The 25083-nt window shown below is 51.3% G+C and carries 24 protein-coding genes; 17 read left to right on the forward strand and 7 right to left on the reverse strand.

Annotated elements, in window-relative coordinates:
* Positions 1–239 precede the first annotated feature (239 nt).
* Both mrcB and hrpB read right to left on the reverse strand, forming a co-directional pair.
* A complete protein-coding gene (gene mrcB, locus OGX97_RS03950) occupies positions 240–2780 on the reverse strand; it encodes a bifunctional glycosyl transferase/transpeptidase (RefSeq protein ID WP_008786249.1) in 2541 nt (846 codons plus the stop codon).
* A 135-nt stretch (positions 2781–2915) separates the two neighbouring features.
* Entirely contained in the window at positions 2916–5345 is a 2430-nt protein-coding gene (gene hrpB, locus OGX97_RS03955; RefSeq protein ID WP_279850892.1) for an ATP-dependent helicase HrpB, read from the reverse strand.
* Between the two features lie 73 nt (positions 5346–5418).
* On the opposite strand from hrpB, the gene thpR reads away from it, so the two are divergent.
* From thpR to panD, 16 genes are all read left to right on the forward strand, one after another.
* Positions 5419–5949: an RNA 2',3'-cyclic phosphodiesterase gene (gene thpR, locus OGX97_RS03960; RefSeq protein ID WP_008786247.1), complete on the forward strand. Its 531-nt coding sequence runs from the start codon at positions 5419–5421 to the stop codon at positions 5947–5949.
* A 15-nt stretch (positions 5950–5964) separates the two neighbouring features.
* Positions 5965–6669, forward strand: a complete 705-nt coding sequence (gene sfsA / locus OGX97_RS03965; RefSeq protein WP_008786246.1) for a DNA/RNA nuclease SfsA — start codon at positions 5965–5967, stop codon at positions 6667–6669.
* 177 nt (positions 6670–6846) lie between these two features.
* Entirely contained in the window at positions 6847–7302 is a 456-nt protein-coding gene (gene dksA, locus OGX97_RS03970) for an RNA polymerase-binding protein DksA (protein WP_003829221.1), read from the forward strand.
* Between the two features lie 70 nt (positions 7303–7372).
* The gene (gluQRS, locus tag OGX97_RS03975) at positions 7373–8269 is read left to right on the forward strand and encodes a tRNA glutamyl-Q(34) synthetase GluQRS (RefSeq protein ID WP_279850893.1); all 897 of its coding nucleotides are present in this window, start codon (positions 7373–7375) and stop codon (positions 8267–8269) included.
* 71 nt (positions 8270–8340) lie between these two features.
* Positions 8341–9738 carry a polynucleotide adenylyltransferase PcnB gene (pcnB, locus tag OGX97_RS03980; RefSeq protein WP_204354956.1) on the forward strand — a complete coding sequence of 466 codons (1398 nt, stop codon included), beginning with the start codon at positions 8341–8343 and terminating at the stop codon, positions 9736–9738.
* 51 nt (positions 9739–9789) lie between these two features.
* Complete coding sequence (gene folK / locus OGX97_RS03985; protein ID WP_008786242.1) at positions 9790–10281, forward strand: 2-amino-4-hydroxy-6-hydroxymethyldihydropteridine diphosphokinase; 492 nt, start codon at positions 9790–9792, stop codon at positions 10279–10281.
* Positions 10282–10641: 360 nt separating this feature from the next.
* Complete coding sequence (locus OGX97_RS03990) at positions 10642–11235, forward strand: fimbrial protein (protein ID WP_008786241.1); 594 nt, start codon at positions 10642–10644, stop codon at positions 11233–11235.
* Between the two features lie 178 nt (positions 11236–11413).
* Entirely contained in the window at positions 11414–12148 is a 735-nt protein-coding gene (locus OGX97_RS03995) for a fimbrial chaperone (protein WP_008786240.1), read from the forward strand.
* A 59-nt stretch (positions 12149–12207) separates the two neighbouring features.
* A complete protein-coding gene (locus tag OGX97_RS04000) occupies positions 12208–14817 on the forward strand; it encodes an outer membrane usher protein (protein WP_279850931.1) in 2610 nt (869 codons plus the stop codon).
* Positions 14804–15367: a fimbrial protein gene (locus OGX97_RS04005; protein WP_279850894.1), complete on the forward strand. Its 564-nt coding sequence runs from the start codon at positions 14804–14806 to the stop codon at positions 15365–15367. The genes OGX97_RS04000 and OGX97_RS04005 overlap by 14 nt, the downstream gene beginning before the upstream one ends.
* A 14-nt stretch (positions 15368–15381) precedes the next feature.
* Entirely contained in the window at positions 15382–15957 is a 576-nt protein-coding gene (locus tag OGX97_RS04010) for a hypothetical protein (RefSeq protein ID WP_008786237.1), read from the forward strand.
* A gap of 51 nt (positions 15958–16008) precedes the next feature.
* A complete protein-coding gene (locus OGX97_RS04015; RefSeq protein ID WP_008786236.1) occupies positions 16009–16590 on the forward strand; it encodes a fimbrial-like protein in 582 nt (193 codons plus the stop codon).
* Positions 16591–16623: 33 nt separating this feature from the next.
* Positions 16624–17844, forward strand: coding sequence for a fimbrial protein (locus tag OGX97_RS04020; protein ID WP_008786235.1), 1221 nt, complete (start codon positions 16624–16626; stop codon positions 17842–17844).
* A gap of 116 nt (positions 17845–17960) precedes the next feature.
* Entirely contained in the window at positions 17961–18755 is a 795-nt protein-coding gene (gene panB, locus OGX97_RS04025; RefSeq protein WP_008786234.1) for a 3-methyl-2-oxobutanoate hydroxymethyltransferase, read from the forward strand.
* A gap of 78 nt (positions 18756–18833) precedes the next feature.
* Positions 18834–19688: a pantoate--beta-alanine ligase gene (panC, locus tag OGX97_RS04030; protein WP_008786233.1), complete on the forward strand. Its 855-nt coding sequence runs from the start codon at positions 18834–18836 to the stop codon at positions 19686–19688.
* A 95-nt stretch (positions 19689–19783) separates the two neighbouring features.
* A complete protein-coding gene (panD, locus tag OGX97_RS04035; protein ID WP_000621526.1) occupies positions 19784–20164 on the forward strand; it encodes an aspartate 1-decarboxylase in 381 nt (126 codons plus the stop codon).
* A gap of 6 nt (positions 20165–20170) precedes the next feature.
* On the opposite strand, the gene OGX97_RS04040 is transcribed toward panD, so the two are convergent.
* The 4 genes from OGX97_RS04040 to OGX97_RS04055 all read right to left on the reverse strand — a co-directional run bounded on the left by OGX97_RS04040 (position 20171) and on the right by OGX97_RS04055 (position 23699).
* On the reverse strand, positions 20171–21400 hold the full coding sequence (locus tag OGX97_RS04040; RefSeq protein ID WP_020996224.1) for a polysaccharide deacetylase family protein: 1230 nt from the start codon (positions 21398–21400) through the stop codon (positions 20171–20173).
* Between the two features lie 61 nt (positions 21401–21461).
* Positions 21462–21902, reverse strand: coding sequence for a PTS sugar transporter subunit IIA (locus OGX97_RS04045; RefSeq protein ID WP_008786230.1), 441 nt, complete (start codon positions 21900–21902; stop codon positions 21462–21464).
* A gap of 103 nt (positions 21903–22005) precedes the next feature.
* The gene (locus OGX97_RS04050) at positions 22006–22776 is read right to left on the reverse strand and encodes an ABC transporter permease (protein WP_008786229.1); all 771 of its coding nucleotides are present in this window, start codon (positions 22774–22776) and stop codon (positions 22006–22008) included.
* Positions 22773–23699: an ABC transporter ATP-binding protein gene (locus OGX97_RS04055; RefSeq protein WP_008786228.1), complete on the reverse strand. Its 927-nt coding sequence runs from the start codon at positions 23697–23699 to the stop codon at positions 22773–22775. Before OGX97_RS04055 ends, OGX97_RS04050 begins: the two co-directional genes overlap by 4 nt.
* A gap of 108 nt (positions 23700–23807) precedes the next feature.
* Between OGX97_RS04055 and can the strand changes: the two genes are divergently transcribed.
* Positions 23808–24470, forward strand: coding sequence for a carbonate dehydratase (can, locus tag OGX97_RS04060; RefSeq protein ID WP_008786227.1), 663 nt, complete (start codon positions 23808–23810; stop codon positions 24468–24470).
* Positions 24471–24540: 70 nt separating this feature from the next.
* Here can and hpt read toward each other — a convergent pair whose 3' ends face one another.
* Positions 24541–25077 (reverse strand): hypoxanthine phosphoribosyltransferase, encoded by a 537-nt coding sequence (gene hpt / locus OGX97_RS04065; RefSeq protein ID WP_003018658.1) that lies wholly within the window; start codon positions 25075–25077, stop codon positions 24541–24543.
* Positions 25078–25083: the final 6 nt, after the last annotated feature.

Here is a 25083-nt window from a genome sequence, read left to right on the forward strand (position 1 = left end):
TTCACTCGCGGATTAAATCAAACCACCGGAGAGACTGTCTATAGCCTGCGATTTTTCACACACCATAAAAGAAGTTAACTATTTAATTTCCAATGTCTTTTGCAAACATTTGTTTTACTTAATTTGTTCTTAATAAAAATTAAATCAATACAATTGCATCATGAAAAAATAAAAATCATTTTACCCAGAAATAAAAACACCCGCTAATAGCGGGTGTTTAGGTCTAATTTATTACTGAATTAATTACTACCAAACATCTCTTTAATCCAACCGGCTACGCCATCGCCGTCCTTCTTCTCCTGCTGCGGCGGTTGCTGCTGTTGAGGCTGCTGTTGCTGCGGCTGCTGAGAAGATTGATCGAACGGATTACCCGACTGCTGCAGCATCTCACCTTGCTGACACAGTGAATCCGGATCGGTGGTCCAAACAGGAAGCGTGCGCATACCCCCGCTACAAACGAAGTTACCGTCGTAGTCTACGCCCATATCCACCACATCCTCCGGTGGCGTCAGCACCAGCGGTGTTGGCGTCTGGTTGGCCAGATAACGCTGATAAATCGACATCGCGCCGCTGGCACCGTACAGCTTGGTTGGCTGGTTGTTATCGCGGCCCACCCAGGTGATGGTCACCTGGCTGCCGTCGATCCCGGCAAACCAGGTATCCACGTTGTTGTTGGTGGTCCCGGTTTTCCCTGCCAGATGCAGACCCGGATACTTCGCGCCAAGCTGGCGACCCGTACCACGCTGAACCACCTGCTGCATAGTCCACAGCGTCATATACGCCGCCTGCGCCGGAACAGCACGCTCGGCCTGTGGGAAGCTCTGGTACAGCACGGTACCATCTTCGGCAATCACCGAACGCAGCGCCGACAGCGGCGCGCGGTTCCCACCGCTGGCGATAGTCTGGAACGCCTGCGCCACTTCGATTGGCGTCAGGTTTAACGCACCCAGCAGCATGGCCGGAACCGGGTTAAGCTGATCTTTCGGCGCACCCAGCTTCAACCAGGTATCGGTTACAGCAGGCAGGCCCAGCGCCATCCCCAGATTTACCGTTGGCACGTTCATTGAACGCGTTAACGCATCCACCAGCATTACTTTGCCGCTTTCGCTATAGCGACGGTCATCGTTCTGCGGTGACCACACCTGGCCGTTCGGCTGACGCAGCGCAATCGGCGCATCGGCAATCCAGGTATTCAGGCGGTACAACTTCGGCTGGCTGAGCGCGGTCAGATAGGTTGCAGGCTTGGCCAGAGAACCAATCGAACGACGCGCCTGCATCGCACGGTTATAGCCCGCAAACTGCGGTTCTGCTCCGCCGACCATGGCGCGAACTTCACCACTAAAGCGGTCAACGACCACAATCGCGGTTTCCAGATCGCTCAGCTTACGCTGTTTCTTCAGTACCGGAATGCCTTCCACCGCCGCTTTTTCTGCGGCATCCTGCGCCACGGAATCAAAGGTGGTGAAAATCTTCACGCCGGAGAGATCTTTAACTTTATCGCCCAGCTTCGCCTGGAGCTCCTGACGCACCATCTGCATAAAGGCAGGCTGCGGGGAGATCACCCCACCACGCGGCTGTACGCCTAACGGACGCGCACTCAGCATGTCATACAGATCCTGGTCGATAATCTGCTGCTGTTGCAGTAGACGCAGAACCAGGTTACGACGCTCCAGCGCCAGTTTCGGGTTACGCCACGGGTTGTAGATCGACGCCCCTTTAACCATCCCCACCAGCAGCGCCTGCTGGTCGAGGCTCAGCTCTTCTACCGGACGACCGAAATAATAAAGGCTCGCCAGCGGGAAGCCGCGAATCTCGTTATCACCGCTTTGGCCGAGATAGACTTCGTTCATGTACAGCTCAAGAATGCGGTCTTTGCTGTAACGCGCATCCATGATCAGCGCCATATAGGCTTCGTTGGCCTTACGCCAGTAGGAACGTTCGCTGGACAGGAACAGGTTTTTCACCAGCTGCTGAGTCAGCGTACTGGCCCCCTGTACCGTACGACCCGCCGTCAGGTTCGCCAGCACCGCACGGCCAATGGAATAGAGACTGATACCGTCATGCTCATAGAAGTGACGATCTTCGGTCGCCAGCAGCGTGTCCACCAGCAGATCCGGGAAGCCGCTACGCGGAACAAACAGGCGCTGCTCACCGTTAGGTGAAGAGAGCATGGTGATCAGACGCGGATCGAGACGGAAGAAACCGAACTGGCGGTTGTTATCCATATTCTCGATGGTGTCCAGATGATCGCCGTCAAAGGTCAGACGCGCACGCACCTGCCCTTCTTTACTGTCCGGGAAGTCAAACGGACGACGAATCATCTCGATGCTCTTCGCCTGCACGGTAAATTCGCCCGGACGCGTCATCTTCGTCACCTGACGATACTGCGTGGCCTCCAGCAGCTTCACCATCTCGTTTTTGCCGATAGGCATTTCTGGCTCAAGGTTAACCATACGGCCATAAACTGCCGCAGGAAGCTGCCAGACTTTGCCATCAATACGGCTACGAATTTTTTGGTCCAGATAAACGCCGTAAATGGCGATCAGTACCAAAAAGACAATCGACAGTTTTACCAGCAGCCAGAACCAGCCGCGCTTACCACGAGGCTTACGCCCTTTGCCTTTACCCTTACGCGGCATCGGTTCTTCATCCTCATAGTCATCATCATCATAATCGTCGTCATACTCATCATCTCTGAGTTGACGACGGCTCACCTTTTGTTTCACCGGACGCGAGGGTTTTCCTTTACGTCCAATTGGCTCGCGGTCATTCCCCGCCATGCTTTTTCTCCGCAACATTCAGGCGCAAGGGCCCGATTCTCTGTTCTTCCGTCCTGCGACAGAAGAAGAAATCTCTCAATTATTATCGTTCTTTCGCCGGAGGCGGCATAACGCCTTATCCGGCCTAAAATTACATTACGAATACTTTTTGGTGCGCCGCGTTGGCGCGGTATTCGCCGGATCGTCCGGCCAGACATGTTTGGGATAACGCCCTTTCATCTCTTTTTGCACCTCGCGGTACGATCCCTGCCAGAACGCGCTCAGATCGCTCGTCACCTGTAGTGGTCTTTGGGCCGGAGACAGCAGCTCCAGCACCAGCGGCACGCGCCCCTGGGCAATGGTTGGAGTCTTTGCTTCACCAAACATTTCCTGCATCCGAACCGCCAATACTGGAGGATTATCCTCATGATAGCGAATAGCAATCCGGCTTCCCGTCGGCACAGTGTAATGCGCAGGCAGCTCACTATCCAGACGTTGCAACATTGACCAGTCCAGTAAACCGCGCAACGCCTGTCCCACATTGAGTGCTTTTAATGCGCGTAACGAGTGCACACCGCTCATGTGCGGCAGCAGCCAGGTCTCAAGCGACGCCAGCAGAGAATCCTCATCTACCGCAGGCCAGTCATACTCTGGCAACCAGTTTGCCGCACATTGCAGACGCAGTCGAAACTGCTCGGCTTCCGGCGTCCAGTTGAGCACACTTAGCCCTTTATCGCGAATGCCATTCAACATCGCCTGATGCAACTCCTCTTCCGAGGGTTTGGCCAATGGCTGTACTTTTACCGTGAGCTGACCAATGCGCGACCGACGCAATGCCTTTAACGTTCCCTGGGTTTCATCCCATTCGATGGTGTCGGACTGTTGCAGCAGCTCAGGACATGCCTGCATCAGCGACTCGATATCCAGCGGCAGAGCCAGCAAAATACGCGCGTCTGGCGAAGCGCTGCCCTGCAACAAAAGTGGCGCTATCAGCCATTCATGGCGTCCTGAAGCATCATCGGCATCCAGCATAGCGCCCATGCCATTCGCCAGTTGATAGCGCCCTTCCTGCCCGCGTCGACGCGCGATCCGATCGGCAAACGCCCGCGCCAGCAATGAGGGGAGCAGCGTGCTGTCGGGCTGCCCGCTGCTAACGTTAAGCCGTTTCAGCAACTGTTGACTGCGCTGCTGCCAGGCGGGCTGATTTCGTGCAAACGCCACGGTCAGATCGGTACTTCCACCGCGCGGCGGCTCTTCCAGAATCGCGGCCAGTTTTGCCGCCGTAGCCGCTTCGGTATTATTTTTGGCACCGACCAGCATCGCCGCTAAACGAGGATCGTTACCCAATGCCGCCATTTTCTGCCCGCGGGCACTGAGCCTGTCGCCCTCAAGCGCGCCCAGCATCTGCAACAGCCGTTTTGCCGCCTGCAGGTTGATGGCGGGCGGCATATCCAGCCAGTTCAGTTGTTCAGGTTCGGTACATCCCCATTGCAGCAACTCCATCAGTAGCCCGGACAGATCGCTCTGCAATATCTCCGCTTCCCCCTGCGCTGCCGCTCTTTCTGCCTGCTCTTTGGCAAGCAGATGCAGGCAAATACCGGGCTCCAGACGACCCGCACGTCCCGCGCGCTGAGTCATCGAAGCCTGGCTGATGCGCTGGGTAATCAGTCGCGTCAGACCGGTACGCACGTCATAGCGCGCCACGCGTTCCTGGGCGCAGTCCACCACCAGTCGGATACCTTCGATCGTCAAGCTGGTTTCAGCAATATTGGTGGCCAGCACCACTTTGCGTTTGCCTTGCGGCGCGGGCACAATCGCCTGACGCTGCTCGGCAAGCGTTAACGCGCCGTACAGTGGACACAGCACAACATCGCTGCCTACACGCGTAGCCAGCTGCTCCTGTACACGCAGGATTTCGCCCACACCCGGTAAAAATAGCAGCAGTGACCCGCTTTCATGGCGCAATAGCTCCGCCGTCGCAATCGCCACCGCTTCATCAAAACGCAAATGCGCCGCCAACGGCTGATACCGCCGCTCAACGGGAAATGCGCGGCCTTCAGAAACGATCGTCGGCGCATCGGGCAACATCTGCTGCAAACGCCCGTTATCCAGAGTGGCGGACATAATCAACAGTTTCAGATCGTCCCGCAGCCCTTGCTGCACATCCAGCAATAGCGCCAGCGCCAGATCAGCCTGTAAACTCCGTTCGTGAAATTCGTCGAGGATCACCAGCCCGACGCCTGTCAGTTCAGGATCGCGTTGGATCATCCGCGTCAGGACGCCCTCTGTTACCACTTCCAGCCGGGTCTGCGGCCCTACGCAACTTTGTGCGCGCATGCGATAGCCCACGGTTTCACCAGGCTTTTCGTTCAGCAATTCCGCTAATCGTTGCGCCACATTGCGCGCTGCCAGGCGGCGCGGCTCCAGCAAAATAATCCGCCCCGTAATACCGCGATGCTCAAGAAGTCGCAACGGCAGCCAGGTCGATTTCCCGGCACCGGTCGGCGCCGTCAGCAGAACCTGCGGCGAGGCATCAAGGGCGGTAAGCAGTTCAGGCACTACGGCAGCAACGGGCAACAACGTCACAAATGGCTCCAGAGGGTTAACATTCTTCGCGCTGCATTGTAGCATCGCGTTAATTCATAACCGAGTATCCATCATGTCTGAGCCAAAAAGGCTGTTCTTTGCGATTGAATTGCCAGCCGGGGTTCGGGAGCAGCTAATCCACTGGCGGGCCGCGCAGTTCCCCCCTGAAGCGGGTCGCCCCGTCGCGGCTGATAATCTGCATCTGACGCTGGCCTTTTTAGGCGACGTCAGCACTGAGAAGCAACAGGCGCTGTCACAGCTCGCGGGGCGTATTCGCCAGCCAGGTTTCACGCTCAAATTCGATGATGCCGGGCAATGGCTGCGATCCAGGGTCGTGTGGCTGGGTATGCGTCAGCCGCCGCGCGGGTTGCTGCAACTGGCGAATATGCTACGGGCGCAGGCAGCGCGTAGCGGGTGCTATCAAAGCCCGCAGCCGTTTCACCCGCATATCACGCTGCTGCGCGATGCCGGTCACGCGGTTCCAATCCCTCCACCGGGCTTTGGCTGGTCATTTCCGGTAACGGAGTTCGCACTTTACTCCTCCTCATTTTCACGAGGACGCACGCGTTATACGCCGCTGCAACGCTGGACGCTGACTGAATAATTAAAGGGACTGCTTATGCAATTTTCTCCACCTTTACAACCTGCAACGCTCATTCAGCGCTATAAGCGCTTTTTAGCGGATGTGATCACACCCGATGGCACAGCGTTAACGCTACACTGCCCAAATACCGGTGCGATGACCGGATGCGCAATGCCAGGTGACACCGTTTGGTATTCGACATCAGAAAATACTAAACGCAAATATCCACATACCTGGGAATTAACGCAAACCCAATCCGGTGAATTTATTTGTGTTAACACGCTGTGGGCCAACAGATTAACGAAAGAGGCGATTCAGCAGGCGTTAATTTCGGAAGTTTCAGGCTACAGTACTTTGAAAAGTGAAGTAAAATACGGCGCCGAAGGGAGCCGCATCGACTTTTTGTTACAGGCAGATTCCCGACCTGACTGCTATATTGAAGTGAAATCAGTCACGTTGGCGGAAAAAGAGCAGGGTTATTTTCCCGATGCCATCACTGAACGAGGTCAGAAGCATCTTCGGGAATTGATGAGCGTAGCGGCTGAAGGCAAGCGGGCAGTGATATTTTTCGCCGTGCTACATTCAGCCATTACACGGTTTTCACCCGCGCGCCATATCGATGCAAAATATGCGCAATTATTAGTTGAAGCACAGCTTAAGGGGGTTGAAATTCTGGTTTATAAAGCGGAACTTTCTGCCCACGGTATGACTCTTAAAGAGCCGTTGCCCATTACCTTGTAATGGTGTAAATATCTGGTCAATTAGTATTCTGGGCGCGTGGGCAAATACGCTTTTCCTCACAGGGTTGTCAAGTGTTACGTTTAGATAATTGCTATCCGGAAAAGCATCTGCTATTTATAGCGACCTGATTTTTCCCCCGAACATGGGGATCGATAGTGCGTGTTAAGGAGAAGCAACATGCAAGAAGGGCAAAACCGTAAAACATCGTCCCTGAGTATTCTCGCCATCGCTGGGGTGGAGCCGTACCAGGAGAAACCGGGCGAAGAGTATATGAACGAAGCCCAGCTGTCGCACTTCAGGCGTATTCTTGAGGCATGGCGCAATCAACTTAGGGATGAAGTCGATCGCACCGTAACTCATATGCAAGACGAAGCGGCTAACTTCCCTGATCCGGTGGACCGCGCCGCACAGGAAGAAGAATTCAGCCTTGAGCTGCGTAACCGTGACCGTGAGCGCAAACTGATCAAAAAGATCGAGAAGACGCTGAAGAAAGTAGAAGACGAAGATTTCGGCTACTGCGAATCATGCGGCGTAGAAATTGGTATTCGCCGTCTGGAAGCGCGTCCGACAGCCGATCTGTGCATCGACTGTAAAACGCTGGCAGAAATCCGCGAAAAACAAATGGCAGGTTAATTCCGGTCATTTTTACCACGTTTACTACAGGCGGGAGCTTCTCCCGCCTTATTATTTGTTAGTCCGCAAAATGAGTGATTCACACTATATAGGCCGCTTCGCCCCTTCCCCTTCTGGCGAACTGCATTTCGGTTCACTAATTGCCGCCCTCGGGAGTTACCTGCAGGCCCGCGCACAGCGCGGAATCTGGCGAGTGCGCATTGAAGATATTGACCCCCCTCGTGAAGTTCCCGGTGCTGCAGATACGATTCTGCGTCAGCTGGAACATTACGGACTGCACTGGGATGGCGATATTTTATGGCAATCCCAACGTCATGATGCCTACCGCGAGGCGCTCGCCTGGTTACATCAACAGGATCTGAGCTATTACTGCACCTGTACACGGGCGCGTATTCAAAGCGTCGGTGGTATTTATGACGGCCATTGCCGTGAGTTACGCCTCGGACCAGAGCAGGCGGCAGTCCGCATAAAGCAACGTCACCCGGTGATGCAGTTTACTGACCAACTGCGCGGTGAAATTCAGGCAGATCCACAGCTTGCATGCGAAGATTTTATCATTCACCGTCGCGACGGGCTGTTTGCCTATAACCTCGCCGTGGTGGTTGATGACCACTTTCAGGGCGTAACAGAGATTGTACGCGGCGCCGATCTTATCGAACCCACGGTGCGGCAAATCTCTTTGTATCAGCAGTTTGGCTGGCAAGCGCCTGACTATATTCATCTTCCGCTGGCGCTCAACGAACAAGGCGCTAAACTTTCAAAACAAAATCATGCACCTGCGCTGCCGCAAGGCGATCCGCGTCCGGTGATTATTGCCGCGCTGCGCTTTCTCGGCCATCGTGCCGATATCCCGTGGCAGGATATGCAGGTTGATCAGATCCTGGAGTTTGCCGTTGAGAATTGGCGTCTGACAACGGTGCCTGAATCGGCGATCTTAAATCCGGCATTCTCAAATGCATCATGCTGAGCTATGATTAGCCGCTATTTTTACACAGCAACACTTGTTCTGATTGAAGTTTGACACTACCGAGGTGCACTATTTTTACCCGAGTCGCTAATTTTTGCCGCAAGGTGCTAAGCCGCGAGGAGCGCGAGGCTGAGCTCGCCGTCGCCCGTCCACATATGACGGTAATTCCGCGTGAGCAGCACTCTATCTCCCGCAAAGATATCAGTGAAAATGCCCTGAAGGTAATGTACAGGCTCAATAAGGCCGGATACGAGGCATGGCTGGTTGGCGGTGGTGTACGCGATCTTTTGCTGGGCAAAAAACCGAAAGATTTTGATGTCACCACTAACGCAACGCCGGATCAGGTGCGCAAACTGTTTCGTAACTGTCGCCTGGTCGGTCGCCGTTTCCGTCTGGCCCATGTCATGTTCGGCCCAGAAATTATCGAAGTGGCGACGTTTCGCGGCCATCATGAAGGCAGCGAATCCGATCGCACAACATCGCAGCGCGGACAAAACGGTATGCTGCTGCGTGACAACATCTTCGGCTCCATCGAAGAAGATGCACAGCGTCGTGATTTCACGATTAACAGCCTGTATTACAGCGTGGCCGATTTCACCGTACGTGATTACGTTGGGGGAATGCAGGATCTCGAAGAGGGCATCATTCGCCTTATCGGTAATCCGGAAACGCGCTATCGCGAAGATCCTGTGCGCATGCTGCGCGCCGTACGCTTTGCCGCCAAGCTCGACATGCGTATCAGCCCGGAAACCGCAGAGCCAATCCCACGTCTGGCAACCTTGCTTAACGATATTCCTCCTGCACGCCTGTTTGAAGAAGCGCTCAAGCTGTTACAGGCGGGCTATGGGTACGAAACCTATAAAAAACTGCGTGAGTACAGCCTGTTCCAACCGCTGTTCCCAACCATTACGCGCTACTTCACCGAAGACGGTGACAGCCCGATGGAACGCATCATTGCCCAGGTGCTGAAGAATACCGATAACCGCATTCACAATGATATGCGCGTTAACCCGGCGTTCTTGTTTGCTGCCATGTTCTGGTATCCGTTACTGGAAGCCGCACAGAAAATTGCGCAAGAAAGCGGTCTGGCCTATTACGATGCTTTCGCGCTGGCAATGAACGACGTGCTGGACGAAGCCTGCCGCTCGCTGGCGATCCCGAAACGTTTGACCTCACTGACCCGCGATATCTGGCAGTTGCAGTTACGTATGTCCCGTCGCCAGGGCAAACGCGCCTGGAAGCTGATGGAGCATCCAAAGTTCCGCGCAGCTTACGACCTGTTAGCGCTGCGTGCTGAAGTCGAACACAACGCGGAATTGCAGCGACTGGCGAAATGGTGGGGTGAATTCCAGGTTTCTGCGCCGCCAGAACAAAAAGGCATGCTGAACGAGCTGGATGAAGAGCCAGACACACGTCGTCGCCATCGTCGCCCGCGTAAACGCGCGCCACGCCGTGAAGGCTCCGCATGACCTATCACGTATACCCAACAAATTTCGAGTCGCATCAAGGTGGTGACACAGATGCAGCTTGAAAAACGACGGGTATATATCGCCCTCGGCAGTAATTTAGCCTCCCCTCTGGAGCAGGTTAATGCTGCCGTGAAAGCGATCGGGGAAATCCCTGACAGCCGAATCGTGGCTGTCTCCTCATTTTACCGTACGCCACCATTAGGCCCACAGGATCAACCCGATTACCTGAACGCCGCCGTCGCACTGGAAACCACCCTCGCGCCGGAAGAATTACTCAATCACACCCAACGCATTGAGTTACAGCAGGGGCGGGTGCGCAAAGCCGAACGCTGGGGACCACGAACGCTGGACCTCGACATTATGCTGTTTGGCGATGAAGTGATTAACACCGAACGTCTGACCGTACCGCACTACGACATGAAAAACCGTGGTTTTATGCTGTGGCCGCTCGCTGAAATCGCGCCGGATCTTATCTTTCCAGACGATAAACAACCACTTGCGTTTTTCATCCAGCAAACCACTCCTCGTCCGGCGCAATGGTAACCGCGTTATATAATAAAATTAATTATGAAAAGCCTCACTCAAATTAATTAAACTACATTTTCCTTTCAGTAAATCTAATTAACACATACTGCTCAGACATCATCCATGCAAAACAATTATTATTAAAGACCAGTAGTTGTTTGTTCCTTGCGCTTTATCACACAAACCTATATCCCATAAAAATATATTTCAAAAAACAAAGAAAGCCCTCCTACAATAATTTTAAAATAAAATGATTTTATAAAACTCATAGGCCCAAGTTATTTTACAAAACATTACTAACCGCTAGAATATGCCCCTGCTATTTAATATAGCAAAGTAGTAATTATCTAATATTTCAAATCCTGTAAGGATACAGTAATGAAAAAAGCAATTTTGGCAGCAGCTATGGTTATGGCAATGGGCTCAACTTCGGCAATGGCAGCGGATGCAGAAGGCGGTCAGCTTAATTTTCACGGTTTAGTCAGTGCTACAACCTGTTCTAAAGTCGTTTCCACCAGCCGTGGTGATGAATCCACTGATGGCAATATCTATCTGGAAACCGCAACCCCGGCGGATATCACCACTGAAGTCGCTGATGCTACTTACGGCGCAAAAGCAGAACCTTTCTCCATCGTTCTGAACTGTAAAGATGCATCCGAAGTGACCACCGGAACTAAGGCCAGTCTGTCAATGGTCTCTTCTTTTGGCAATACCAAAGGCACGCTGGATAACGACACCAACCTGACTGCCGCCGGCATGGCTGCTGCGAAGAACGTAAACATCGCGATTCACGATGCAGACACCAAAACGCTGATGAAAGTTGACGGTGCAGACGTTCACGAAGCCACCTTCGATGCCAGCAAAATCGCTACCTACCACTTTGTAGCTTCCTATGTGAAAGCGGTACTGGGTGATGACGTAACCCCAGGTCACGTTACCACTAACGCAATGTATACCTTTACTTATCAGTAAGCATTAACGCTTTACTGATGAAATAAGTATACAAAAAAGCGCGTTAATAGCATTAACCGGAATTATTACACCGTTTGTCATTAACACAGCTTGTAATAACGAGGTGAGAATTACGATTACTATCGCACCTCGTTTCTTAAATTAAGAACACCAAATCATCCACTGGCAAGGAATGCTCATGTTGAATTTTAAGAAAACGCTTACCACATTGGTACTAGCAGGAAGCTTATTGAGTAATACCAGTCATGCCGATATTATCATTTCCGGCACGCGCATCATTTATGATGAAAATAAAAAAGATGTCAGTATCCGCCTGGAAAATAAAGGTACCCGACCGCTGCTGGTGCAAAACTGGATTGATCTCGGGAATGATAATGCCGATCCAGGCAGTATTAAGGCCCCATTCGTCTCCACTCCTCCCGTTTCACGTATAGAACCAAAGCACGGTCAATCCGTGAAAGTCATGTTTACCCAAACCACAGCATTGCCAAAAGACCGTGAAAGCGTGTTCTGGTTTAACGTGCTGGAAGTACCGCCAAAAGCAGACGCCAACAAAGAAGAAAACAAAAGTTTGCTGCAGTTAGCTTTCCGCACTCGTATCAAACTGTTTTACCGCCCTGCCGGTTTACAGGGTTCGCCTGCAGAAGCCACCAAACAGTTGAAGTGGCAGATGGGGAATGAACAAGGCCATACGACGCTAAAGGTTAATAACCCAACACCTTACTACGTTTCATTTAATGATGCTGTCGTTACGGTTGGCGGGAAGCGCTATACCGTTGATGCCACCATGGTTGCGCCTTTGAGCAATGCCTCTTTTAACGTCAAAGGTCTACAAAATACCGTATCAGGCAAACTGGACTACCACGCCATTAACGATTATGGCGGCATGATCGAAGGCTCTGTTTCACTGTAATCGATTAATCAAAACGCAGGATGCAAAAGACGGTGCAAAACTTTCCTTATACCGAATCGATGCCGAAAAAAACGCTACTGGCGATGTGCTGTGCACTGCTTTACAGCCAGCCCGGTTTTGCCGCAGAAAGCGTCGAGTACGACAGCTCATTTTTAATGGGAAGTAGCGCGGCTAGTATCGATATCAGTAAATATTCCGACGGCAACCCTACGCCAGCGGGAACCTACAGTGTGAAAGTTTTCGTCAACGAGAAATCAGTAGCAAGCCTGACCCTACCCTTTGTTGATGTCGGTAAAAATAGCGCACAAGCCTGCCTGACATCGAAGAATCTGGCACAGCTGCACATTAAGCAGCCTGAGATCGGCAACGAACACGCTATTCTGAAAAAAGGCGATGAAGATGGGGATGACTGCTTAAACCTACCTGCACTTATCGAGCAGTCAAACGTAAGCTTTGATATGGGTGAGCAGCGCCTGGATATCTCCGTTCCTCAGGCGTGGCTCATTAAAGGTTATTCTGGATATGTCGAACCCTCCTTGTGGGAAAGCGGCATCCCGGCAGCCCTGTTTTCCTATACCCTTAACGGCTACCACAGCACCAACCACGATACTGACAGCGATAGCTTGTATGCTGCATTTAATACGGGCATCAATCTCGGTGTATGGCGTCTTCGTGCCAGTGGTAACTACAACTGGGCGAAGGACGGCGGCAGCAATTTCGAATACCAGAACCGTTATCTGCAACGCGACCTCCCGGCACTACGCTCACAGCTGATTGTCGGCGAAGCCTATACCACTGGCGAAACCTTTGACTCGGTGAACATCCGCGGGGCACGTCTGTATAGCGACACGCGTATGCTGCCTTCACAGTTGGCTAACTATGCGCCTATTATCCGCGGCGTCGCCAACACTAACGCCAAAGTGACCGTGACTCAGGGCAGTTATAAGATTTATGAAGCGACCGTTCCGCCGGGACCTTTCGAGATCAACGATATCAGCCCTTCCGGCTACGGTAGCGACCTGATCGTCACTATCGAAGAAGCTGATGGCAGTAAACGTACTTTCTCCCAGCCGTTTTCTTCGGTCATGCAGATGCAGCGCCCGGGCGTCGGACGCTGGGACGTGAGCGTCGGGGAAGTCAATAACGACGAACTTCATGACAAACCTAACCTGGTACAGGGCTCATACTACTACGGTCTGAACAACTTTCTGACGGCCTACACCGGTATTCAGGCAACGGACAACGACTATTTCGCTGGACTCCTCGGTCTGGGTCTGAATACACCCTTTGGCGCACTGGCGGTTGACGTTACCCATTCACGCGCAGATATCCCTGACGACAATACCTATCAAGGCCAAAGCTATCGCTTGACCTGGAACAAACTGATTGAAGCGACCGATACGTCGTTCAACGTCGCGGCCTATCGCTACTCGACGCGAGACTACCTGGGCCTGAATGACGCGCTAGAGCTAATCGACGATGCCAAATTCAAAGGTACTGACGCTGAACGCAATACCATGAATAACTTCTCACGTATGAAGAATCAGGTCACCGTCAGCATGAACCAACCTTTGCAGTCCGCTGAGGTTGATTACGGTTCATTTTATCTGTCAGCCACCTGGACAGACTACTGGGCAAGCAACGAGAGCCGCAGCGATTACAGCCTGGGTTATGGCAAAGGATTTTCCTGGGGCAGCATGAGTATCAACCTGCAGCGCACCTGGGATGAAGAAGGCGATAAGGATGATTCGCTTTATATCAACTTCAATATTCCGCTGGAGAACCTGCTGGGTGGTGAACGTCGCCGCTCAGGATTCAGCAACTTGAGCACCCAGATGCGTACCGATTTTAACGGTGGGCACCAGCTCAGCATGAACAGTAGCGGCAGCAGCGAAGACAATAAGCTGAACTACAGCGTGAATACAGGCTACACCATGCAAAAAGAGGGGAAAAACATCTCCGATATTGGTGGATATACCAGCTATCAGTCCCCATGGGGAGATCTTTCAGCATCCGCCTCGGCGAATAACGACAGTAACCGTCAGTATTCGCTCTCCACTGACGGCGGTTTTGTGTTGCACAGCGGTGGCTTAACGTTTACCAACGACAACTTTGGCAACAGCGATGCCATTGTGCTGGTGAAAGCGCCTGGCGCTAAAGGCGCTCGGATTAACGGTGGAAGCAGCACAATTGATCGTTGGGGTTATGGTGCAACGAACTCACTGACGGCCTACCGGGAAAACCAGGTCAATCTCGACATCGATACGATGGATAACGACGTCGAGCTGAAGAGCACCAGTACCACACTGGTACCACGCGATGGCGCGGTCGTTTTCGCCAGTTTCGAAACCGATGAAGGACGTTCAGCCATTCTCAACATGACGCGCAGCGATCACCAGACGATCCCATTCGGCGCCGAAGTTTATGAGAACAATGTACAGATCGGCAATATGGGCCAGGGCGGCCAGGCTTTTGTCCGCGGTATTAGCGATAACGGCGAACTTACGGTGCGCTGGTTTGAAAATAACCAACCCGCAACCTGTACGGCAACCTTCCTGTTGCCAGCAACGCAACAAACGGTCGGCACCAGCCAGACCCTACTGTTAGACAACATTACGTGTCGTGTCATTAACCACAATACAAATGGAATCCCCAATGAAAAGGAATAAGCGCTTTTTAGCTGCCTCCGTACTCGCGATGATATTTCCGCTAGCCAGTCACGCAGAATCTATCAACGTCGACTTTACTGCTACGGTAATAGCATCAACCTGTAACATTAAATTAACAGCACTCAATGGTTCGAGTGTTACAGACAATGGTGGGGATAAATACACTTTAACAATCCCTAATGTCGGCCTGGATAAAATTGAAAATGCAACGACTGCTGCGCAAGCCTATTTTAAATTAGTCGCGACGGAATGCAGTGCTGGCCTTAATAGTATTGTGACCAAAATATCGGGGACGACTATTTCCGGTAAGTTAATTAAAAACACGCTCACCGATACGACCGCTGCAGAAAATCTTGGCATGGGATTTAAACTTGTTAATACAGAGGATTCAGAGTTTATTACTCCAGATGGTTCAAGTAGTGTGACATGGGACGCCAATAATATTGCAAATGGCTTAGACATGACCGTTGCATTACGTGAAATCACGCAAGGGCAAGGGACTCCTGGTGACTTTGAATCCTCAGCAACTTTTAGCTTTACCTATAATTAACAAGGACGAATAGCATGAGCCTAAAACTAACTAACACACTCTTGTTTAGCACACTATTAACAATAGGTACAGTGCATGCTGCTGAAACCAGCAGCCTTGAGCTAAAAGTAAAAACGACCGTCACATTGGGAACATGTTCTGCTCAGGTTATGGATGGTGATATTGCTACCAACACCATCGCTCTGGGAGATGTAACTTCATCGCAAGTTATAGCAAAAACATATACCAAACCGTTTAAAATTCGATTCAGTAATTGTGCTGGTTTGCCAGAGAGTAAAGCAACCATCAAATTTGACCGCAAGTCTGGAACCTCCTGCGCAGGTAGTAACGGGCCAGGGTTTCGAAATATTGGAGGAACATCATCCAGTATAGGACTTGAGCTATGGACAACAGAACAACCATCTGGTGCAGATAGCGTGCAATTGCTTTGTAACACACCCAACGCACAGGTAGTTGATGTATCTACAGCGAAAGGAAATACGAACTTCGACTATAAACTAAGCGCTCGATTGTTTGATGTTAGTGGTTCGGGTAAAATAGGTGCTGGTACATTCACATCGCCAACGACTTTGACAATTACATACCAATAATAGTTGATATAAATAGAACAACTATTTACTAAAAAATATATTGGGGTAAATATGTCATTGCATAGAAATTTCTATTTATCTTTATACTTAGGGCTGACAGCAGCCCTTTTTTCGCTATCCTGTCACCCCAGTATAGAGTTAGATCTTACAGCTAACATTATTAACAATACGTGTAATATTGAGGTTAGTGACGGCGGTACTGTTACTTTTCGTACAGTAGGGCTCGGTTATTTTGTACCTGGCATAACCTCTGAATCTGATTACGAAGGTGGTGAAATATTTTCCATCAAACTGTTGAGCTGCCCTGTCAGTGATAACGAAATAACCAAGGTGACGTTTGAGTTCACGCCGCAAAGCGGGCAGTTTGCCATCGGCAATCAACAGGTGTTTGCCAACGAGCTCACCAAGAGCGCAGGTGGGGCAGAAAACGTCGGCGTGGTGATATTTACCACGGACGTCCCGCGTAAGAATGTGTTGAATACTGATGGTACATCGCGAGCAACCTTTAGTGCAACGTCCTACAGCGATACCAGCTGGACCTTTTATTCCAGAATGCAAAAAATCCTTGATAGCGGCACGGTGACGCCAGGTCAATTAAGTAGCCATGTACTTGTCAATGTCACCTACCAATAAAATTCGGAACGACCATTAATAGGGAAATTAGCCATGAAGAAAAACATAGTCCTTTTAATATCATCTCTATTTTTATGGTTAGGAGCCAGCAACGCTTATGCCTGGTCTGTCTATATTGGGCAAGCGACCTCGTATCAAGGAGGTGCAGAATATGCAGATGTACAAGACTACTCAGCTCCATTCTCATGGAACCTGCTCCCTTCAGTTGCCGCCCATACAGAATCAGGCTTACGCGAACTTGCCGTTTCTGGTGCGACAGAATTTGATCCCAAGCATGGGCTTAATTGTAACTATAACCACGATGTTCATAGTGTAAATCTTTATCATGGTTTTCAGAGTGCGGGTATTAAAAATAATAGCGGCAATCCATTATGGAAAACAAATACTACCGGTTTGTATCTTGGTATGGAAATTACCAAGATTAACTTTGGCACCGCCTATTATCCAGGGAGTTCATTTTGGGTTGACTGGAACGGCGGTGGTACGGATTATAAGTCCTTTGATCTGAATTTCATTAGTACCTCTTATGCAGATTTCTCCACTTTCTGTGATTCAATCGCATGGAAGAAAGGTTATTTTGAAATGGGGGGAATTGTTCTGTGGATTAAATTCCATCTTTATGCTGATGATACATTTAAGCCAACCACATCAGCAGTTAACGTTACCTTTCCAACAAGTACCGGATACAACTTCCGATTTAAGCTTTCAGACACCAGTATCGGTGGTGGCAACCACTACCTTGATTACGTCATCAGTCCAGGTTCAATAACGATTCACTACCCAACATGTACCGCCACTGCCGTTACAGGTGAAGGTGTTTCAGGATCTACCGTGCCTTTTGGTAGTCGCAACGCAGAAGAACTGAAAGGCGACGGTGTGACAAAAGACTTTTCAATAAAATTAAGTAACTGTACCTACATTAAAAATGTCGAAGTGAAGTTAGGATCAACAATAACAGGCAGCAGTGACAACGCATTATTGGGTAATACTTTAACATCTGGTGCCGCCAGCGGTATTGGCGTGACGGTTGCCGGCGAGAAGAATCCAGCAAGCATCAGCGACTGGATGACGATCATGCCAAACAACTCCAGCTCCGTTTATAAGTTTACGAATATGGAAGACTATACCTATAGCAATATCGGTAACCCCGATCAGATTCTGAATTTCAGAGCAACGCTGAAACAAGACGGTAGCAACACCATCAAACCCGGCGAGTTCAAAGCGACAGGCAGCTTCACTATCGACTACCCCTAAGCGCGTTAATCCGGCGGCTCTCGCTGCCGGGAATACACACAAAGGGCTAACGCTTTTCTGCTTCATTCCCCTACAATGCGGCCATTATATTCATCAATATTATGGCCGGAGAGGTTATGAGCAAACCCACCACTATCGCTGTGTTGCAGAAATGCAAACAAGAGAAAAAGCGCTTCGCGACTATCACCGCCTACGACTACAGCTTCGCTAAGCTGTTTGCCGATGAAGGCATCAACGTGATGCTGGTCGGTGATTCGCTGGGCATGACGGTACAGGGGCACGACTCCACCCTGCCCGTCACCGTTGAAGACATTGCTTACCACACCCGAGCCGTGCGTCGCGGTGCACCGAATTGTCTGCTACTCTCCGACCTACCGTTTATGGCTTATGCCACTCCGGAGCAGGCGTTTGAAAACGCTGCGGTGGTCATGCGCGCGGGCGCTAATATGGTCAAAATCGAAGGCGGCGCCTGGCTTACGGATACGGTGAAAATGCTCACCGAACGCGCGGTGCCGGTTTGCGGTCATCTGGGATTAACGCCCCAGTCGGTGAATATCTTCGGCGGCTATAAAATTCAGGGCCGCGGCGACGCCGGGCAGGTACTGCTGGATGATGCGCTGGCCTTAGAAGCCGCTGGCGCTCAGTTGCTGGTGCTGGAGTGCGTGCCGGTTGAACTGGCGAAGCGCGTCACTGAAGCGCTGTCGATTCCGGTGATTGGTATCGGCGCCGGTAACGTCACCGACGGACAAATCCTCGTCATGCATGATGCCTTTGGCATTACCGGTGGCCATATCCCGAAATTTGCGAAGAATTTCCTCAATGAAGCAGGCGACATGCGCGCCGCAGTGCGGCAGTATATGGCTGAAGTGGAGTCCGGCGTTTATCCGGGCGAAGAGCACAGCTTCCACTAATTTTCTGACCGTGCCGGATGACGACGCTACGCGTCTTATCCGGCCTACGGTACCTCAGGCAACTCAAGGAGTCTTGTCGTGTTAATCATTGAAACCCTGCCGCTGCTGCGCCAGCATATTCGTCGTCTGCGTCAGGAAGGCAAACGCGTCGCACTGGTTCCCACCATGGGCAACCTGCACGACGGCCATATGAAACTGGTCGATGAAGCAAAAGCGCGGGCTGATGTGGTGTTCGTCAGCATTTTCGTTAACCCGATGCAGTTTGACCGACCGGATGATCTGGTGCGCTATCCGCGTACCCTGCAGGAAGATTGCGAAAAGCTGAACAAGCGTAAAGTCGATTATGTCTTTGCTCCGGCCGTTGAAGAGATCTACCCGCAAGGTCTGGAAGGCCAGACTTTCGTTGATGTTCCCGGCCTCTCTACCATGCTGGAAGGCGCCAGCCGTCCAGGCCACTTCCGTGGTGTTTCCACTATCGTCAGCAAGTTGTTTAACCTGATCCAACCCGATATCGCCTGCTTTGGTGAAAAAGATTTCCAACAGCTGGCGCTGATCCGCAAAATGGTAGCGGACATGGGTTATGACATTGAGATCGTTGGCGTACCGATTATTCGCGCCAAAGACGGTCTGGCCCTCAGCTCACGTAACGGTTATCTAACGGCAGAACAGCGTAAAATTGCGCCAGGCCTGCACAACGTGATGAACGGTATCGCTGAAAAGCTGATTGCGGGTAATCGTGAGCTGCAAGAAATTATTACCATTGCCGAACAAGAACTGAATGAAAAAGGCTTCCGCGCCGACGATATTCAGATTCGTGATGCCGACACGCTGCTGGAGTTGACTGAAACCAGTAAACGCGCGGTGATTCTGGCCGCAGCATGGCTGGGTCAGGCTCGTCTGATCGATAATCAAAGCGTTACATTAGCCCAGTAGACAGGGGTTAAAAATCGGGCAATACTGCCTGAAGATTTCTCAAAGCAGGCCAGTCGCGCCTGCTTAGCCAAGGTAAACGACAGGGTATAGAAGTTATGATTCGCACCATGCTGCAAGGCAAGCTCCACCGCGTAAAAGTCACGCAGGCGGACCTGCATTACGAAGGCTCCTGCGCCATCGACCAGGATTTCCTCGATGCCTCAGGTATTCTGGAAAACGAAGCTATTGATATCTGGAACGTGACCAATGGTAAACGTTTCTCAACCTATGCCATTGCGGCTGAACGCGGCTCCAGAATCATCTCGGTGAACGGTGCAGCGGCGCACTGTGCTGAAGTTGGCGACATTGTGATTATCGCCAGCTTCGTCACCATGTCTGACGAAGAAGCCCGTACATGGCGTCCGAAAGTGGCCTATTTTGAAGGCGACAACGAAATGAAACGCACTGCAAAAGCCATTCCGGTACAGGTCGCCTGACAGCCCTTACCCCTGCGGCTGATTGACTATCAGCCGCGACATTGTTTCCAGCGAATCCGTCCGCAGGATATACAGCCGCTTTAGCAACATCGGGTTATCGCCAGGCTTCACCTTCCCTTTCACCGTCGTCACCGCCAAATGAAAACCGGCATCATGCGCCGCTTTCACCGCCGTCGCGTTATAGCCGCCAAACGGATAGGAAAGATAGAGCACATGCGGATTAAACTGCCCGAGCGCCCGACGGGAGTGTTCAAAATCAAACAGAATATTGTGATAGTTACGGCTGAGTAAAATAGGTCGTCGCTGGCCATCCACCCGATGCAAGAAATGGGTGTGCGACTGGAAGTCGAACACGTCTTTGATCCCTTCCAGCTCGGAAATACTCATAAACTGCAGCGATTTCGGATCCCACTTTTGCGGGTGACGCTTGATACGTGAGCTAATGATAAACGCCGTCGCCTTAAAGCCATACTGCTTGAGGACGGGATGCGCATAGCGGCTAACGGACTTCAGGCCATCATCGAACGTAATAACGACCGAACGCGCCGGAAGGTTTGCGCGATTATTGAGGTAGTCTTCTAACTGATACATCGTCAGCGTGGTATAGCCCATATCTCGCAGCCAGGTCATCTGGTTACTGAACGCGCGCACTGATGTGGTGGTGGAGGTATGACGAAAACGTGTGTTCTCTTCATCGCGCAGAATATGATGGTAAGTCAGAATCGGGATACCGTTATCCTGCTGAGCATCCAGCGCGCTGATATAGGCCAGCCGTTCGCCGATGCGAATCTGATACCAGGTCTGATTCAGTCTGTCTTTCAGCCGACTGAGCACCGGGTAACGTAGATTCTCAGCCAGCGTACCAAACGGCGCACTGCCTACGTCCGGCGCGTTATAGACCGGGGTATCTTTCCAGGTAATCAGGTTCTGGTTACTCAACGGTTTATTTAAGTCACCCAGGCCGTCTTCCACACGCTGACGCCCCTGCACAGGTTCCAGGTGCCCTTTGTCGATGTAGCCTTTACCAAAACCGAAGTTGAAGGTGTAGTAATCCTTTGCATCCGGTTCAACGGCAATAATCTGTCCCGCGCGTAAATTACCGACAGTCTCCGTCTTATTGCCAATATGCGCCCAGATCACCGCATCTTCCGTGGTTTGCATATAGCGAGCGGGCAAGGCCGCACCTACGCCACCAGAAAACAGGAGCAACAGAACAAACAGAACGCGCATAACCATATGATTTAACCGAGGCGAGAAACCTCGGTTATTGTAGCAAAAGCATCATCAATACCAATGATTAATACTCATACAAATCATGCTTCAACACGAAGGGGGGATTTTTTTGTTGTTGATGCCATAGGCTGGAGACGTCGGGGCCGCCAAGCGCGACGATGCAATCGCGAAACGCAGAACTGCTCAGTAATTCCCGCGACGAAAGCATTCGCTCAAGCAATGGATAGGTGATACCTGAAATCACTTCACACTGGGGATGTTTATGACTCATTAACGAGGCTACACGGTATGGCGCAGCCCCGGCCATATCCGTCAGGAATACTACCCCTTCACCAGAGTCTGTGGCATGCAGGGCATGGCACATCATGCGGCTTAACATATTCGAGCTGAGCCCACGCCAGAAACTTACCGCCTGACATTGCTCCAACGGACCGTACTTTTTCTCCAGACGATGCAGCATATCCTGTGCCTTATCGTCATGACAGGTAATTACCCAACCTAACATTGCCTACCTCCTTAGCAGGCAAGTAGTTTATCAGGGTGATAAATCGGTAATGGTGATAAGCATCAAAAGTCTTCCTCTCCCGAGTCAGGAGAGGAAGAAAGAATTAGCTACGCAGGCCGCGTCCGCGCTGAATCAGGTACCAGCACAGCAAGTAAAACGCCGCAATGAACACCACCAGCACGCCAAACGTGGTGACCAGCGGAACATCATGAATACCCAGGAAGCCGTAGCGGAAGCCGCTAATCATGTAGACAATTGGGTTCAGATGCGACAGTCCCTGCCAGAACGGCGGCAGCAGCGTTAACGAATAGAACACGCCACCCAGATAGGTCAGCGGCGTCAGCACGAAAGTTGGGATCAGGCTGATATCGTCAAAGGTTTTTGCAAAGACTGCGTTCAGCAAACCGGCCAGCGAGAACAGTACCGCCGTTAACACCAGCGTGAGCGCCACAAAGACCCAGGAATGCACCTGGAACGGCACGAAGAACAGTGAAATAGCCGTCACCAGAATGCCTACGCACAGGCCACGCGCCACGCCGCCGCCGACAAAACCGGCGATAATCACGTGTGTCGGCACCGGGGCGACCAGCAGCTCTTCGATATTGCGTTGAAACTTGGCGCTAAAGAACGACGAGGCCACGTTGGCATACGAGTTGGTGATCACTGCCATCATAATCAGCCCCGGTACAATAAACTGCATGTAGCTAAAGCCATGCATTTCGCCGATACGCGAGCCGATCAGGTTACCAAAGATAATAAAATAGAGCGTCATGGTGATGACGGGAGGCACCAAAGTCTGGATCCAGATACGCATAAAGCGGTGGATCTCTTTCGCCCAGATGCTTTTCAGCGCAACCCAGTAAAGCTGCATCATGCGCGATCTCCTTGTTTTTCATGCACCAGAGAAACAAACAGTTCTTCCAGTCGGTTCGCTTTGTTACGCATACTCAATACCTGAATGCCCTGCGCGCTCAGCTGAGAGAAGACGCTGTTGACCCCTTGTTCACGCAGAACCTCCACTTCCAGCGTGGAAGTGTCGACCAGTCGGTACTGATAACCTTCCAGTTTCGGCAGCGGACTTTTTGGTGCCAGATCGAGGATAAAGGTCTCGGATTTCAGCTTGGAGAGCAGACTCTTCATCGAGGTGTTTTCCACCAGCTCGCCGTGCTGAATAATGCCGATATTACGACACAGCATTTCCGCTTCTTCGAGATAGTGAGTGGTCAGAATAATGGTGGTGCCTTTGTCGTTTAAATCCTTTAAAAAGCCCCACATTGAACGACGCAGCTCAATGTCGACGCCCGCCGTTGGTTCATCCAGAATGAGTAATTTCGGCTCGTGCATCAGCGCACGGGCAATCATCAGACGACGTTTCATCCCACCAGACAGCATGCGCGCGCGCTCGTTACGTTTTTCCCATAAATCGAGCTGCTTTAAATATAGTTCGCTGCGTTTGACCGCTTCTTTATGCTCAACACCGTAGTAACCCGCCTGGTTGACCACGATCTGCTGCACGGTTTCAAACGGGTTAAAGTTAAACTCCTGCGGTACCAGGCCAAGCTGGCGTTTAGCATTAACCGTATCTTTTTCAAGATCGTATCCGAAGACACACACTCGCCCGGAGGTTTTATTCACCAGCGAGCTGATTATTCCAATGGTGGTGGATTTTCCTGCGCCATTCGGTCCCAAAAGCGCATAAAAATCACCCGCTTCGACTTGCAAATCTATCCCGCGTAACGCCTGAACGCCACCGGGGTAAGTTTTTTTAAGTTGTTGAAGTTCCAGAGCAATGGTCATGTTTTTATACTTACCTTACGTTCTGACATTTTATATATAGTTTAAATAATGATGGAGTTACCCTATATTAGCCCATCGAATTTATCTGGCTTCGGGTCGTGCTACTCCATGAAAGACATAGATACACTCATCAGCAACAATGCACTATGGTCAAAGATGCTGATAGAAGAAGATCCCGGATTTTTTGAAACGCTGACGCATGCCCAGAATCCGCGTTTTCTATGGATTGGATGTTCCGATAGCCGCGTTCCCGCTGAACGATTAACCGGTCTTGAACCGGGCGAATTATTTGTTCACCGCAATGTTGCCAATCTGGTTATTCACACCGACCTGAACTGTCTCTCAGTGGTTCAGTATGCGGTGGATGTGCTGGAAGTGGAACATATTATTATATGCGGCCACTATGGATGCGGCGGCGTCCAGGCGGCGATTGAAAATAAAGAACAGGGGCTGATTGATAACTGGTTACTGCACATCCGCGATATCTGGTTCAAACACAGCTCACTGCTGGGCGAAATGCCGCAGGAACGTCGTATGGACACCCTGTGCGAACTGAATGTCATGGAACAGGTCTATAACCTGGGCCACTCAACCATTATGCGTTCAGCCTGGAAGCGCGGTCAGAAAGTGACCATTCACGGCTGGGCTTACGGTATTCATGATGGCCTGCTGCGCGATCTCGACGTCACCGCCACCAGCCGCGAAACGCTGGAACAGCGCTATCGCCAGGGGTTGTCTAACCTGAGTCAGAAACACAGTAACCATAAATAATGTGACATTGCCGGGAGGCGGCGACGCCTTACCCGGCCTACAAACCTGCGCCATCAGGCGCTCTAGCCAGTTACTCGTCCAGCAGCACCACTTTGCCAACGTACGGCAGATGGCGATAACGCTGGGCATAGTCAATGCCGTAACCGACCACAAACTCATCAGGAATTGAGAAGCCGATAAACTCGACCGGAACATTCACTTCACGACGAGAAGGTTTGTCCAGCAGCGTACAAATAGCCAGGGATTTCGGCTCGCGCAGGCTCAGAATTTCACGCACTTTGGACAGCGTATTGCCGGAGTCGATGATGTCTTCGACAATCAGCACGTCCTTGCCACGAATGTCTTCATCCAGGTCTTTCAGAATTTTAACATCACGCGTGGTAGACATTCCGCTGCCATAGCTGGATGCCGTCATGAAATCGACTTCGTGAGAGACATGCACTTCACGGCACAGATCCGCCATAAACATAAATGAGCCACGTAACAGACCAACCAGCACCATATCGCTGCCGCTGTCCTTGTAACGTTCGTTAATCTGACGCCCCAGTTCAGCAATACGCGCTTTGATCTCCGCTTCCGGGATCATGACTTCAACAGTATGTTTCATATATCT

Source organism: Citrobacter sp. Cpo061 (assembly GCF_030332845.1).
Lineage (GTDB): Bacteria > Pseudomonadota > Gammaproteobacteria > Enterobacterales > Enterobacteriaceae > Citrobacter > Citrobacter portucalensis.